Origin of the sequence: Serratia proteamaculans (genome assembly GCF_946227095.1) — a bacterium.
Taxonomy (GTDB): Bacteria; Pseudomonadota; Gammaproteobacteria; order Enterobacterales; family Enterobacteriaceae; genus Serratia; species Serratia proteamaculans_E.
Genome location: NZ_CAMISV010000016.1, coordinates 1 through 14,821 on the forward strand (window position 1 = coordinate 1; position 14,821 = coordinate 14,821).

Sequence of the window (14,821 nt, forward strand, 5' to 3'; positions counted from 1 at the left end):
TTCTGTTGGACAAGCCAACGAAACAACTTATTGCTTGGTCACTCTTCAAGACTTGATATTTTTTCGAACCCGAAGGTTCTGGATATCGTCTTGTGGAGTGCCCACACAGATTGTCTGATAAATTGTTAAAGAGCGTTCGTTACTGAGATAACTCTCGGTAACGCGGGAGGTGCATATTACGCTTTCCCGCTGAAGAGTCAAGCTTTTTTCTTATTAAGAAACGGTGTTTTCACCGGCTTGCTTCTTCCTGGCTGGGCGACTGGTTCTCGTTAGAGGAGTCGTTGTTCCCGGTCAGTGGAGGCGCATTATAGGGAGTTCTCAGAACGCCGCAACCCCTAATTTCAATATTTTTTCCGACCGTTGAATGTTTAACCAAAACAGCCTTAAACAGGCAGTTTTTTCAACGATTTAAAGCCATATCCCTGCAGAACGGGCAATAAAGCATCAGTATCTTCATTTAACGCCATGCAATACGCCAAATTGTCTTCCTGAGTCGACACCAGATTTTCCTGCGTTGAAATCAGCCAGGCGGTACGACGGGCAATCGCCGCGCCGGAATCGATCAGCCGGGTTCCCTCAGGCAACACCTGCATTAACTCTTCTGCTAATAGAGGGAAGTGGGTGCAACCGAGTACGACAGTATCCGGCGGTTCGCGCATGCTCAGCCATGGCTGCAGGATTTTCTTCAGCGTCGCCAAGGGTACGGCGTCACCGTGCAGCTTGGCTTCTGCCAGTTCCACCAGCTCTGAAGAACCCAATAACTCGATCTTGCAATCGGTAGCGAAGCGGGCAATCAACTCATGGGTATAGGTGCGCTGTACGGTACCGCGGGTAGCCAGCAGGCCGACGACACCATTGGCGGTCAGACGGGCGGCAGGTTTGATGGCAGGCACTACGCCAACGACCGGGAAGGTAAAGCGTTCGCGCAAAGCCGGCAGGGATACGGTACTGGCAGTGTTACAAGCGATGATGACTATCGCCAGAGGATGGCGCTGTTGCACCGCGCTGACAATCTCCAGCACGCGCTCAACAATAAACTCTTCGGATTTCTCACCGTAGGGAAACGCCACATTATCGAAGGCGTATATATAGTGGAGGTCCGGCAACAGTTGCCGAACCTCTTGATACACCGATAACCCACCGACGCCGGAGTCAAATACCAGTACCGTCGGACGGGCCTTCGCGGTGGTGTTAGAAGGTATAGCTTCCAGTGAGGTAGTATTCTCTTCCTGGAGTAGCGTAGCCATAAGCCGTCTCATAATCTTTATCAAACAGGTTGGCGATTCTACCACGAACTGTCAGATGAGATGTGACCGGATACGAAACTGCGAGATCCCACAGGCTGACGCCGCCGAGTTTGACTGTACGCGTAGCGTAACCGCTGTAGTCTCCATCGTAACGTTCCCCCAGATAATGATAAGTCACGGCCCAGTCAAAATCATAGACCTGCCAGTCCAGCTCATACTTCACTTGCTGTTTGGCGCGACGCAACAGCACTTCGTTGGTTTTGGCATTGCGTGGGTCGACATAGTCATAGCCAATCTGGTGGGTCAAAGGCCCGGTATCAAAGGAGGCCGTCGCTTCAACACCTTTAATCGTTGCCTGATTGACGTTGTAATAAGCAGAACCAGAACCGCTGGATGCATAGCTAATCAGGTTGTCTATATCATTGCGATAACCCGTAACGCGCCAAGTAACCGGCCCGGTCAGTCCTTCGAAGCCACCTTCCCACTGTTTGCTTTCCTCGGGCTTTAAATCCGGGTTGCCACCGAAGCTACCGTATTGTTGCCCCAGATTAGGAGCTTTAAACGCAGTACCGTAGGAAGCAATTGCACGATAACCCTCAACAAACTCCCACGCAGCACTGGTTTGCCAAGTGCCATGCCAGCCATATTGCGAGTTGTCGTCACCCCGTACCGCCCCTTCCAGAGTAAAGGAATCGATCTGTTGCTGTGCCGTCAGATAAAGCCCGGTATTACGCTGACTCTTGCTGTCAGTAATGTAAGCCGTGCCAGGCTCAATTTTCTGATCCTGCCAATCAACACCCGTACTGATATTGCCGTTGGCAACCTGGAAGGTATTGCCCCACTGCACATTGTATTGTGTGGAATCGTCCAAAGTTGCAGAAGCAGAATAAGGGCCATACTTGGGATCGTAGTTATAGTCCTTACTGTGGCTATAGCTGGCGATCAACTGAGTGGCATAAATACCGTCCTGGTAACGCAGGCCACTATCCCAACTTTGGCTATAGAGCTGGCGGGTATCAGGCAGTGCGTCTGAATGTGCCGGGTCGGAGTAACTGTAATTGCCATCATAAGCCGTACGGTTGTCATAACCGTAGCCGCGAACAAATCCGCTGAACGCATCATTAAACTTATGATCTATGTTGCCATACAGAGATTTACTCATGAACCCGTCGCGGTCGGATTGCGCCGGGTTGCCAAAGCTGTCCGGCAGATTCGCCACCACATCATACCCTTTGGTATAGGTGTAGTTGCCGGCGAGCGTCGCCACCGTACTGTCGCCCAATTGTTGCTGAGTAGAGGCGTCATAGGCCTGATAACCGTTTGAGCCCATGCCGGCAGAAAGCGTAGTGCCGTTTTTTTCGCGGGTAGTAATAATGTTGATCACACCGCCGATGGCATCGGAACCATAGACAGCTGAACGCGGTCCACGGATAAACTCGACTTTCTGTACCAACGAGATCGGGATTTGGCTGAGATCGGAAGAACCACTGACGCCAGCCTGATTCAGACGAATGCCGTCAATCAGCACCAGGACATGACTGGAGTTGGTACCGCGGATAAACAGCGAACTGGTTTGCCCCAGCCCTCCGTTTTGTGACACATCCACCCCCGGCAGGCGGCGCATCACGTCGGTCAGGCTTTTAGCCTGCCAGCGGTCGATATCATTGCGAGTGACGACAGAGGTGGGTGCCAGCACGGAAGAAACCGGCTGTGGAAAGCGGTTGGCGGAAACCACCAGATCATCGCTGTTATTGGTTGTGGTACTGTCTTGCGCCCATCCAGAAAAAGCCGTGATGGAAGAAACCACCGCCAGCAGTGTATTTTTTGTAATTGTCATGAAAAAGCATCCAAACTTAATTGGTGGATGCCGCAGGATCATGGCCGGTATTTCGCGACGGCCACGGACATTGCGACGTAACACCGGCAGGTCTTCGGGCTTGGGAGTTGCGGGCAGCCTATGAGCTACCTGCACCGGGCGATGACTTCCCATCCTGCAATGGACAGTGTCTGCGTAAAACGCTATCGCCGTGACTTCCCCTTACCGCTGCGCGTCAGCTCCGGATTCGAACCGGATTCCCTTTTCACTCGCTGCTTGAGGCCGGACGACAATGCTACGATCAATGTAAATAGATGTCTAGACTGCTACCAATGTTACAAATAATAAACGCGACAAAACTGGACTTCACGGGCTGATTCCCTACAATCCCCGCTGATCAAATTTGCCTGACGAGAAGAAACATGACGCCCGAGAATTTGCCCATTGAACGTTACGATGACCAACTGGCGGAGAAAACTGCCCGGCTGAAGACGCTGATGTCACCGTTCACGGCACCCGAGCCGGAAGTGTTCCGCTCGCCTGTCAGCCACTACCGCATGCGCGCCGAATTCCGCATCTGGCATGATGAAGACGAGATGTACCACATCATGTTTGATCAGCAGACCAAGCAGCGCATCCGTGTCGATCAGTTCCCCGCCGCCAGCGAATTGATTAACCGCCTGATGAGCGCACTGATCGCCGCCATCAAACCAGAACCTATTCTGCGCCGCAAACTGTTCCAGATTGACTACCTGTCGACCCGCAGTGGCAAAATCATCGCCTCACTGCTGTATCACCGCAAGCTGGACGACGCCTGGCAACAGCAGGCAGAAAAGCTGCGTGATGATCTGCGCGCACAGGGCTTTGACCTGCAGCTGATTGGCCGTGCGTCGAAAATGAAAATCATGTTGGATCAGGATTATGTAGACGAGGTGCTGCCGGTCGCCGGTCGCGACATGATCTACCGTCAGGTGGAAAACAGCTTCACCCAGCCGAATGCGGCGCTGAACATACAGATGTTGGAATGGGCGCTGGACGCGACCGTCGGTTCTAAAGGCGATCTGTTGGAGCTGTATTGCGGCAACGGTAACTTCTCGTTGGCACTGGCACGTAACTTCGAGCGGGTACTGGCGACCGAAATCGCCAAGCCTTCGGTCGCGGCAGCGCAATACAACATTGCCGCCAACCATATCGATAACGTGCAGATTATCCGCATGGCAGCGGAAGACTTTACTCAGGCGATGAACGGAGTCCGCGAGTTTAATCGGTTGAAAGGTATCGACTTGAGCAGTTATAACTGCGAAACCATCTTTGTCGATCCGCCACGCAGTGGGCTGGATGATGAAACGGTGAAAATGGTGCAGGCCTACCCGCGTATTTTGTATATCTCATGCAACCCGGAAACGCTGTGCGCCAATCTGGAGACCTTGCAGGAAACGCATAGAATCAGCCGCCTGGCGCTGTTTGACCAGTTCCCGTACACCCATCATATGGAATGCGGCGTGCTGTTGGAAAAACGCGTTTAATCTGACAGGGGCGCCATTTATTGCTGCGCCCCTGCTTTACGCCCATCAGGCCGGCGTATTCTCATCCAGCGCCTTGCGCGCCTTCAGCTTGATACCAATCCAGAACACCAACACCACGGAAATGATTGCCGGCAGGAAGTTAGAGCCAATCTGCGGGTATTCGGCCCGGACGATCGCACTGTACAACAACACCCCCAACAGGAAGGTCGCTGCGGCCAGCTTAGGCATGCCGTCCGGCATCGCACGGTGCAGATAACGCTGGTGCAGACAGTAAACCGCCAACACCAAAGTCAGGATAGGGAAAATCGAAAACGGCACCACCGAGCTGAACAACGCGGCGAACGAACCGTTGATCGAAAGGCCGGCAATCAACGCCAGCAGTAAGGTGCCATTCTCACGGCTTGGTTTTTCCATCGCTTTCTACCTTTTATACGTGGGATACAGAAGCTTTTTCTTGTTGGCGGCGATACCAATAATAAGCACCCTTGGAAATCATCCGCAGTTGCAGCACTAAACGTTCCTCGAGCCGACGCCGTTGCTCGATATCGATATCCAGCGCTTCAGCACCGGCACTAAACACGATGGTCACCATGGCTTCCGCCTGCGCTTCGGTGAAACTGCGCGGCATATGGTTTTCCAGCTCGAGGTAGTCTGCCAGTTCGGCAATAAAATGTTGGATCTCACGCGCCACCGCCGCACGAAAAGCCGATGAGGTGCCGGAGCGCTCACGCAGCAAAAGACGGAAGGCGTTGGGATTGTTACCGATAAACTCCATAAAGGTGGAGACCGAGGTACGGATCACGCTGCCGCCCTTGGCAATACGCTGGCGCGCCTGGCGCATCAGTTGACGCAGCATCAGGCCGCTTTCATCAACCATGGTTAATCCCAGCTCATCCACGTCACGGAAGTGACGGTAGAATGACGTCGGTGCGATGCCCGCTTCACGCGAGACTTCGCGCAGGCTCAGGCTGGCAAAGCTGCGTTCGGCGCTTAGCTGGCTGAAGGCCGCCTCAATGAGGGAACGACGAGTCCGTTCTTTTTGTTGTGCTCTGACGCCCATATGCATATCCAGATAAGATCCATTTTGTCAGTCTAACGCCGTAGACCCGGCAATATAGCAAATTTTATTGCAACAGCATTTATACTAACGCGCCCTGTCACAGTTTCCGCCTGCACCATTTGTGCTTTGCCTCAAAAAGCCTAATGGTGATTGGGCACTCAGCGCTATGATGTTAAGATACCGTTGTAATTTTGTATAAGACAGGTCTCTCCCCTATGCAACAGCACTATCAATTTGATGCCATAGTTATTGGCTCGGGCCCTGGTGGTGAAGGTGCCGCTATGGGGTTGGTGAAACAGGGCGCCCGCGTGGCCGTTATCGAACGGTACAATAACGTAGGCGGCGGATGTACCCACTGGGGTACCATACCGTCCAAAGCCCTCCGCCACGCCGTTAGCCGCATTATCGAATTCAACCAGAACCCGCTTTATAACAATTCACGCACGCTCAGCGCGACATTCCCTGATATTTTACGCCACGCCGATAACGTGATTAACCAACAAACCCGGATGCGCCAGGGATTCTATGAGCGTAACCAATGCAAGCTGTTCGCCGGCGATGCGCGCTTTATTGACGCCAACACCGTCAGCGTCAGTTATATGGACGGCACTCAGGACACCATCCGCGCCGATCATATCGTCATCGCCTGCGGCTCACGCCCTTACAACCCGTCGAGCGTCGATTTTAACCATCCGCGCATTTATAACAGCGATTCCATTCTCGAATTAAATCACGAGCCGCGCCACGTGATCATATACGGCGCCGGGGTCATCGGCTGTGAGTATGCGTCTATCTTCCGTGGTCTGAACGTGAAGGTTGATCTGATCAACACCCGCGATCGCCTGCTGGCGTTCCTCGACCAGGAAATGTCGGACTCGCTGTCTTACCACTTCTGGAACAACGGCGTGGTGATCCGTCACAACGAAGAGTTCGAGAAGATCGAAGGCACTGATGACGGCGTGATTGTTCACCTGAAGTCCGGCAAGAAAGTAAAAGCAGACTGCCTGCTTTATGCCAACGGCCGTACCGGTAACACCGACTCACTGGGGTTGGAGAACGTCGGTCTGGAGTCAGACAGCCGTGGCCTGCTGAAAGTGAACAGCATGTACCAGACTGCGCTGTCGCACATTTATGCCGTGGGTGACGTGATTGGTTATCCGAGCCTGGCATCTGCCGCTTACGATCAGGGCCGTATTGCCGCGCAGGCGATTGCCTCCGGTGAAGCCAGCGGACATCTGATTGAAGACATCCCGACCGGTATCTATACCATTCCGGAAATCAGCTCCGTCGGTAAAACCGAGCAGGAACTGACGGCGATGAAGGTGCCGTATGAAGTGGGCCGCGCTCAGTTCAAACATCTGGCTCGTGCGCAGATTGCCGGGATGAACGTCGGTAGCCTGAAGATCCTGTTCCATCGCGACACCCTGCAGATCCTCGGGATCCACTGCTTCGGTGAGCGTGCGGCGGAGATCATCCACATCGGTCAGGCGATCATGGAACAGAAAGGTGAAGGCAATACTATCGAGTATTTCGTTAATACAACCTTCAACTATCCGACCATGGCCGAAGCCTACCGGGTGGCAGCGCTAAACGGCTTAAACCGCCTGTTTTAACTTGGTACCAAGATAGTTTTGCATGTGCTCGCGGATCGCCTCGGCCAATTGCTCATAACGACTGCGCAATGGGGAGCCGGGGCGGTACACCAGCGCAATGGTGCGCTTGGGTTCAGGTTTATAACAGTCGAGATAGCAAACGCCGTCACGCTCACGCTGTGGCGGTACCGCTAATGAAGGCAACAGCGTAATACCGCTGCCTGCCGCTACCATGTTACGCAGCGTTTCCAGACTGGTCGCCCGAAAATGGGTATCCTCGTCGGCCCCCGCCTGGAAGCAAAAGCCCATCGCCTGATCGCGCAAACAGTGGCCGTCTTCCAGCATCAACAGCTTTTCTCCTGCCAAATCCGGCATTGCCACGCGGTCACGCTGCGACCATGGGTGATCGGAGTACACTGCCAGCTTCATGGGTTCATCAAACAGCGGGACTTCAATAAAGGCTTCCGTCTCCTTCACCAACGCCAGGATCGCACAGTCCAGTTTGCCGCTGTCGAGTTGCGCCAGCAGCTGTTGGGTTTGCGCTTCATGCAAATACATTTCCAGCTTGGGGAAGGTTTTGTGCAGCGTAGGAATGATCTGCGGCAGCAAATAAGGCCCGACGGTCGGGATCAGACCGATATGCAGCGGCCCGGACATGGCTTCACCCTGCTGGCTGGCCATCTCTTTCAGAACTTTGACTTCGCGCAGCACGGTACGCGCCTGTTCCACCAGCAACAGGCCCGCCTGGGTAAATAACACCTTGCGGCTAGTGCGTTCGAGCAACATCACACCCAGTTCGTCTTCCAGCTTGCGGATCTGCCCACTGAGCGTGGGTTGGCTAACATGGCATGAATCGGCGGCACGGCGGAAATGCCGGTGCTCGGCCAAGGCGACCAGGTACTCTAAATCACGAATATTCATTGTTTCCCTCCAGACCACGATAGCTCATGGCGATAGATAAGATAGCAATGAGCGATTAGATCTATCAAGCCCCGGCGGCAATAATGTGTCCCAACAAAGTGGTACAACGCTGATAGCAAAAAATTATTTTTCCTAATTAAGGGGTTAATTCATGTTTAGCAGTCAAGAAGGCAAAAAAATTCCTCAGGTAACCTTCCATACTCGTCAGGGTGACCAATGGATCGATGTCACTACCCAGGATCTGTTTAAAGATAAAACCGTTATCGTATTTTCACTGCCGGGTGCGTTCACCCCAACCTGCTCTTCCAGCCATTTGCCGCGCTACAACGAGCTGTCCAGCGTATTCAAACAGCACGGCGTTGACAGCATCCTGTGCGTCTCGGTGAACGACACCTTCGTGATGAACGCCTGGAAAGCCGATCAACACGCTGAGAACATCACCTTCGTGCCGGACGGCAACGGTGAGTTCACCAAAGGGATGAACATGCTGGTCGAGAAAGCCGATCTGGGCTTTGGCCCACGGTCATGGCGTTATTCGATGCTGGTGCGTAACGGCGTAGTGGAAAAAATGTTCGTCGAACCGAACAAGCCGGGCGACCCGTTTGAAGTGTCGGATGCCGACACCATGCTGAAATACCTGGCGCCGGAATTCAAAGTGCAGGAGTCGGTTTCGCTGTTTACCAAGCCGGGCTGCCCGTTCTGCGCCAAAGCCAAACAAATGCTGCAGGAACGTGGCATCCAGTATGAAGAAATCGTGCTGGGTCAGGACGCGACAACCGTCAGCCTGCGCGCCGTCAGCGGCCGTGCCACGGTACCGCAAGTGTTCATCGGTGGCCGTCATATTGGCGGTAGCGATGACCTGGAAACTTTCCTGTCAGCCTGATTAATAAGTAATAACAAAGCCAACGTGAACTTTTGGCGGGCTCCGGCCCGCCCTTTTTTTAGCTTTCAGGAGCGGATATGAAACAGTTGAATGTTGACGTCGCGGTTATCGGCGGCGGCACCGCCGGTCTGGGCGCCTATCGCGCCGCCAAGCTTTCGACCCCCAGCGTGGTGATGATTGAGGGCGGAGCCTACGGCACCACCTGTGCACGCGTTGGCTGCATGCCATCCAAATTACTAATCGCCGCCGCCGAAGCGGTACATCAAATCGAGCGTGCGCCAGGCTTTGGCGTGTATCCCGCAGGCAAAACCACCATTAACGGTCGTGAAGTGATGGAGCGCGTCAAACGTGAACGCGACCGCTTCGTCGGCTTTGTGCTGGAAGGCGTCGACCAGATCCCGGCCGCCGACAAAATTAGCGGTTATGCCCGCTTTATCGACGACAACACCCTGCAGGTGGATGAGCATACGCGCATCGTGGCGCAGCGTATCGTTATCGCCACGGGTTCCCGCCCAAGCTGGCCGGCAGCGTGGAATGCGCTGGGTGACCGACTGATCGTCAATGACGACGTCTTCAATTGGGATGATTTGCCGCAGTCCGTGGCGGTATTCGGGCCAGGTGTGATTGGTCTGGAACTGGGTCAGGCGCTGCATCGTCTCGGGGTCGAGACCAGGGTGTTTGGCGTTGGTGGTGGCGTCGGTCCCTTAACCGACAGCACGGTGCGCAATTACGCCGCCAAAACTCTGGGTGAAGAGTTCTATCTTGATGCCGATGTGAAAGTCGAGATGATGCAGCGCGAAGGCGACAAAGTGTTTATCCGCTATCAGGATTTACACGGCAAGCCGCAGGAGATCATGGTGGATTACGTACTGGCCGCCACCGGTCGCCGACCGAACGTCGATAATCTGGGCCTGGAGAATACCGGCCTGCGACTCGATGCCCGTGGCGTACCCCAGGCCGAACGCCTGACGATGCAAACCAGCTTGCCGCATATTTTTATCGCCGGCGATGCCAGCAACCAACTGCCGTTGCTGCACGAAGCCAGCGATCAGGCACGTATTGCCGGGACCAATGCCGGCAGCTTCCCGGAAGTCACTCCCGGCCTGCGCCGCAGCGCGATCTCGGTAGTATTTTCCGACCCGCAAATCGCCATGGTCGGTTCCACCTTCCGCGAATTGAGCGAGAAATTCAGCGCCTGCGGCTGTTTTGAAATCGGTGAAGTATCGTTCGAGAATCAGGGTCGCTCACGCGTAATGCTGCGCAATAAGGGCATCCTGCACGTCTACGGCGAACAGGGCACCGGGCGTTTTCTCGGCGCAGAGATGATGGGGCCGGACGTTGAGCATATCGCCCACCTGCTGGCCTGGGCACACCAACAGCAAATGACCATCAACCAGATGCTGGACATGCCGTTCTACCATCCGGTCATCGAAGAAGGCCTGCGCACCGCGCTGCGCGATCTGCAAGCCAGGCTCAAACTGGGCGAGGCCGAGGCGGAACGCTGCCAGCGCTGCCCAGGCGAGTAATCCTTCCCGTCCCCCAACACCACCGGGCCATCGCGCCCGGTTTTTGCGCATCGCATTCCACTTTGCCCCCTTCCTGCTTGCCGTCTTGCGCGTGTCAGGTCATTTTTATGCTCCGACATTGCAATGATATCAATAATGATACTAAAATAAGGTGCAAGCATGAAAGGAATCAGAGATGCCATTGACGATCTACAGCAACGACAAAACAGCATCAGGTTTACTGAGTTGGTGAAAATCTGCACGCACTGGTTTGGCCCGCCGCGCTTGAACGGTGGCAGTCACCGGGTTTTCAGCATGCCCTGGCCGGGCGATCCCCGGGTCAATATACAGCGCGGAAACAGCGGCATGGCAAAGGTGTATCAGGTTAAACAAGTTATTGCCGCATTGGCCAGAATGGAGGAAGAATATGGAAAAGCATGAACATTACACTTATCGCATCACCTGGTCGGCGGAAGACAACGAATATGTCGGGCTCTGTACCGAATTTCCCTCCCTGTCATGGTTAACCACAACCCGCACTGCAGCACTGGATGGCATTGAAAAACTGGTCAGCGAAGTGATCAACGACATGTTGGTGCAAGGAGAAACACCGCCACAGGCACTGGCAGAGAAAAATTTCAGCGGAAAACTGGTTCTACGTATGACACCGGAACAACATCGGCGTCTGGCGATCAACGCTATAGAGGAAGGTGTCAGCCTAAACCGCTATCTGTGCGCTCGCTTGGCGGGATAAACAATAAAGGGCAGCATTGAGCTGCCCTTGTCACCCGTTAAGCCAAGCGCTGTTTCGCTGCGGCGATCGCGCTGGCCACCTGCTGAGGAGAAACGCCGCCTTTGGCTGAGCGCTTATCCAGGCAAGATTGCAGCGCCAGAATCGGGTACACATCGTCGCCAATGATTGCACTGAACTTCTGCAAGTCAGTCAACGGCAGGGCTTCCAGCGCCTTACCCTGACGGATGGCTTCCACCACCGCTTCACCGACGATATGGTGCGCCTCACGGAACGGTACACCTTTGGCGACCAGATAGTCCGCCAGTTCGGTCGAGTTGGCGTAACCCTGCTCCGCCGCTTCTTTACAGCGCGGACGTTTCACCTGAATGCCATCCAGCACCAGGGCCGCCATTTGCAGGCAGTCCATCCAGGTATCGAGCGCGTCGAACAGCCCTTCCTTGTCTTCCTGCATGTCTTTGTTGTAAGCCAGCGGCAGGCCTTTCAACGTCATCATCATGCCGGTCAATGCGCCCTGCACGCGGCCACATTTGCCACGGATCAGCTCCAGCGCATCCGGGTTTTTCTTCTGCGGCATCAGCGAGGAGCCGGAAGTCACGCGGTCAGACAGATCGACAAAGGCCGCTTCACCGCTGTTGAAGAAGATCAGGTCTTCGGCAAAGCGCGACAGGTGCACCATGCTGATGGAGGCATTGGATAGCAACTCCAGCACGTGGTCACGGTCGGAAACGCTGTCCAAACTGTTGCGGGTGGCGGAGGCAAAACCCAGCCAACCGGCCAGTTGTTCACGATCAATCGGATAGGCGGTCCCGGCCAACGCACCGCTGCCCAACGGGCTGACGTCCAGGCGTTTCAGCGTGTCCTGCAGACGGCTTTCGTCACGAGCCAGCATTTCCACATAGGCCAAACACCAGTGGGCAAACGTCACCGGCTGCGCGCGTTGCAGGTGAGTATAACCCGGCATCACCGCGTCTTGGTTGGCTTCGGCGGTTTCCACCAGCGCCAGTTGCAGTTGCACAATCGCCTGATGCAGTTCGCCGATCTGCTGTTTGCACCACAATTTCAGATCGGTCGCGACCTGATCGTTACGGCTACGGCCAGTGTGCAGCTTTTTGCCCAGATCGCCGACTTTGTCGATCAGCTTCTGCTCCACCCAGCTGTGAATATCTTCTGCGTCGCTGCTGACAATCGCCTGCGGATCGGCCTGCACTTCTGCCAACAGCCCGTTCAACGCCTGCTCAAGCTGCTGCTGCTCGGTTGCCGTCAATACATTGACGGTGACCAGCGCTTTCGACCAGGCCACGGAACCCACAATGTCCTGTTCCGCCAGGCGATAATCGAAGCGCAGAGAATCGTTTAATTGTTTGAACCGCTGATCTGCCGCCTGACTAAACCGTCCGCCCCAAAGTGCCATACCTTTACTCCTGAAATTTTATGCGAATAGGGGCGCAGCACGCTGCGCCCCTATCAAGTCACGCCGAATGGTTAATAAGTTACTTGTTCTTTATCTCGTTCAGCGCGCGAATGCGTGAAGAGAGTGAGAACAGACGGATAAAACCGCCCGCGTGGCTGTGATCGTAAACTTCGTCTTCGCCGAAGGTCGCGAACTCTTCGGAATACAGGCTGTTGGCGGATTTCTTCTGAATCGCCGTCACCTGGCCTTTATACAGCTGCAGCACCACTTCGCCGTTAACTTCTTCGGCCAGCGCTTCGGCAGAGGCCTGCAGTGAACGACGCAGTGGAGCAAACCAACGGCCATCGTACACCACGTAAGACATTTCCAGACCCAGCTGCTCGCGCCATTTGAAGCTGTCGCGATCCAGTACCAATTGTTCCACGCTACGCAGTGCCGCCACCATGATGGTACCGCCCGGGGTTTCGTAGCAACCACGGGATTTGATGCCCACCAGACGGTTTTCTACGATGTCGATACGGCCCACGCCATGCTTGGCACCCAGCACGTTCAGGGTTTCCAGACATTTGTACGGGCTCAGTGCTTCACCGTTAACCGCCACTACGCAGCCTTTTGCTACGGTGATGGTTACTTGCTCAGGCTGATCCGGCGCTTCCTGTGGGTCAACAGTCCAGACCCAGCAGTCTTTGTTCGGTGCATTCCACGGGCTTTCCAGCACGCCGCCTTCGGTAGAGATATGCCAGGCATTCTCGTCACGGCTGTAGATTTTTTCCAGCGATGCGGTGGTCGGGATGTTGCGTTCTTTCAGGTAGTCCAACAGCGCTTCACGGGAACGCAGATCCCACTCACGCCAAGGGGCAACCACTTTCAGGTGTGGGGCCAGCGCGGTATAGGTGGTTTCGAAACGCACCTGGTCGTTGCCTTTACCGGTTGCGCCATGGCACACCGCGTCAGCGCCGACTTTCAGTGCCAGTTCAACCTGCGCTTTGGCGATAATCGGGCGCGCCATTGAGGTGCCCAGCAGGTAGCTGCCTTCATACAAGGCGCCGGTCTGCAGCACTGGGTAAACATAGTCACGGATGAATTCTTCACGCAGATCAACCACGTGACACTCGGAGGCACCGGATTGCAGGGCTTTTTGCTCCACACCTTCCAGATCGCTGCGCTCCTGGCCGATATCCGCCACGAACGCCACCACTTCGCAGCCGCCGTAGTTTTCTTTCAGCCAGGGAATGATGGCCGAAGTATCCAGACCGCCAGAGTACGCCAGAACGATTTTTTTGATGCCTTGGTTTTGCATGGTCTTTTCCTTTTTAATTCTAAATTTAAGCGAGGATCCGGGTGCCAATCGACACGCCGTTAAACAGAGCAGGAAGCTGATCGGCATGGCGCCAACTGGCGATATCTACCGGGCGACCGAGGGTACGGGCTGCATCGAGCGCCGCATTCACCTTCACCACCATACCATCAGTGATGATGCCCTGAGCAATCAGTTGTTCTGCTTTTTGCGCCGTCATTTCTGCGATGCGTTGCCCTTTCCCGTCGAGGATGCCACTGACATCCGACAGCAGGATCAAATCTGCACCCAACGTAGCGGCCAGGGCCGTCGCCGCCTGATCGGCGTTCACATTCATTAACTGCCCATCGGCGGTAATACCGATGGAGCTGATCACCGGCAGGTAACCGGCAGCCAACAGGGTATTAAGCAGCAGCGGTGAACCCGGTTGCGCATTGCCCACGTGGCCCAGCGCCGGATCCAACGGAGTGACGGTGACGCTGCCACCGTCTGCCAGGCTCAGGCCAACCGCATTAATCTGATGCTTGATGGCCCACGCCAGCAAGGTTTTGTTGGCGGTGCCGGCCAGCGCGCCGGTGATAATGTCGATCTGATCGGCTGGCGTCACGCGCAGGCCATTCTTCTTCACCACTGGCAGGGAAAGCTTTTTCATCAGCTCATCCACCACGCAACCGCCGCCGTGAACGATCACCAACGGGCGCTGATGCTGCTGACGGTAGCTGTCCAGTGCGGTAAACAGACGCTCCAGCGCCTCTTCACTGTCTAATAACACGCCACCTAATTTGATAATTAACGGGTTCATCGCTGTT

Annotated in this window: 14 protein-coding genes and 1 riboswitch; of the genes, 6 read left to right on the plus strand and 8 right to left on the minus strand. The window is 54.9% G+C overall.

Going from position 1 to position 14,821, the window contains the following annotated elements; genetic code table 11:
- Positions 1–383: 383 nt before the first annotated feature.
- Positions 384–1,247, minus strand: a complete 864-nt coding sequence (murI, locus tag OC597_RS23310; protein WP_085119995.1) for a glutamate racemase — start codon at positions 1,245–1,247, stop codon at positions 384–386.
- The gene (gene btuB, locus OC597_RS23315; protein ID WP_261260235.1) at positions 1,192–3,084 is read right to left on the minus strand and encodes a TonB-dependent vitamin B12 receptor BtuB; all 1,893 of its coding nucleotides are present in this window, start codon (positions 3,082–3,084) and stop codon (positions 1,192–1,194) included. Before btuB ends, murI begins: the two co-directional genes overlap by 56 nt.
- Before the next feature lie 68 nt (positions 3,085–3,152).
- A riboswitch (cobalamin riboswitch) is annotated at positions 3,153–3,361 on the minus strand.
- Between the two features lie 124 nt (positions 3,362–3,485).
- Between btuB and trmA the strand changes: the two genes are divergently transcribed.
- Entirely contained in the window at positions 3,486–4,589 is a 1,104-nt protein-coding gene (trmA, locus tag OC597_RS23320; RefSeq protein WP_262210667.1) for a tRNA (uridine(54)-C5)-methyltransferase TrmA, read from the plus strand.
- Positions 4,590–4,634: 45 nt separating this feature from the next.
- Here the strand turns inward: trmA and OC597_RS23325 are convergent, their stop codons facing one another.
- Together OC597_RS23325 and fabR are read right to left on the minus strand one after the other, a co-directional pair.
- Positions 4,635–5,003, minus strand: coding sequence for a YijD family membrane protein (locus tag OC597_RS23325; RefSeq protein WP_261260237.1), 369 nt, complete (start codon positions 5,001–5,003; stop codon positions 4,635–4,637).
- A 13-nt stretch (positions 5,004–5,016) separates the two neighbouring features.
- Positions 5,017–5,649: an HTH-type transcriptional repressor FabR gene (gene fabR / locus OC597_RS23330; RefSeq protein ID WP_085120094.1), complete on the minus strand. Its 633-nt coding sequence runs from the start codon at positions 5,647–5,649 to the stop codon at positions 5,017–5,019.
- A 215-nt stretch (positions 5,650–5,864) separates the two neighbouring features.
- Between fabR and sthA the strand changes: the two genes are divergently transcribed.
- Positions 5,865–7,262, plus strand: coding sequence for a Si-specific NAD(P)(+) transhydrogenase (sthA, locus tag OC597_RS23335; RefSeq protein WP_012147448.1), 1,398 nt, complete (start codon positions 5,865–5,867; stop codon positions 7,260–7,262).
- Here sthA and oxyR read toward each other — a convergent pair.
- Positions 7,245–8,162, minus strand: coding sequence for a DNA-binding transcriptional regulator OxyR (oxyR, locus tag OC597_RS23340; protein ID WP_085119999.1), 918 nt, complete (start codon positions 8,160–8,162; stop codon positions 7,245–7,247). The two genes, sthA and oxyR, sit on opposite strands and share 18 nt — an antisense overlap.
- Positions 8,163–8,313: 151 nt before the next feature.
- Between oxyR and OC597_RS23345 the strand changes: the two genes are divergently transcribed.
- The 4 genes from OC597_RS23345 to OC597_RS23360 all read left to right on the plus strand — a co-directional run bounded on the left by OC597_RS23345 (position 8,314) and on the right by OC597_RS23360 (position 11,304).
- Positions 8,314–9,045, plus strand: coding sequence for a glutathione peroxidase (locus OC597_RS23345; RefSeq protein ID WP_261286028.1), 732 nt, complete (start codon positions 8,314–8,316; stop codon positions 9,043–9,045).
- Between the two features lie 77 nt (positions 9,046–9,122).
- Positions 9,123–10,571, plus strand: a complete 1,449-nt coding sequence (locus OC597_RS23350; RefSeq protein ID WP_261463862.1) for a dihydrolipoyl dehydrogenase — start codon at positions 9,123–9,125, stop codon at positions 10,569–10,571.
- A gap of 159 nt (positions 10,572–10,730) precedes the next feature.
- Positions 10,731–10,991 carry a toxin HicA gene (locus tag OC597_RS23355; protein WP_261463863.1) on the plus strand — a complete coding sequence of 87 codons (261 nt, stop codon included), beginning with the start codon at positions 10,731–10,733 and terminating at the stop codon, positions 10,989–10,991.
- Positions 10,978–11,304 carry a type II toxin-antitoxin system HicB family antitoxin gene (locus OC597_RS23360; RefSeq protein WP_261463864.1) on the plus strand — a complete coding sequence of 109 codons (327 nt, stop codon included), beginning with the start codon at positions 10,978–10,980 and terminating at the stop codon, positions 11,302–11,304. The genes OC597_RS23355 and OC597_RS23360 overlap by 14 nt, the downstream gene beginning before the upstream one ends.
- A gap of 37 nt (positions 11,305–11,341) precedes the next feature.
- Here the strand turns inward: OC597_RS23360 and argH are convergent, their stop codons facing one another.
- The 3 genes from argH to argB all read right to left on the minus strand — a co-directional run bounded on the left by argH (position 11,342) and on the right by argB (position 14,814).
- Entirely contained in the window at positions 11,342–12,715 is a 1,374-nt protein-coding gene (gene argH, locus OC597_RS23365; RefSeq protein ID WP_085120002.1) for an argininosuccinate lyase, read from the minus strand.
- Positions 12,716–12,794: 79 nt separating this feature from the next.
- Positions 12,795–14,015, minus strand: coding sequence for an argininosuccinate synthase (locus OC597_RS23370; protein ID WP_262210671.1), 1,221 nt, complete (start codon positions 14,013–14,015; stop codon positions 12,795–12,797).
- Between the two features lie 25 nt (positions 14,016–14,040).
- Positions 14,041–14,814, minus strand: coding sequence for an acetylglutamate kinase (argB, locus tag OC597_RS23375; RefSeq protein ID WP_099063866.1), 774 nt, complete (start codon positions 14,812–14,814; stop codon positions 14,041–14,043).
- Positions 14,815–14,821 lie beyond the last annotated feature (7 nt).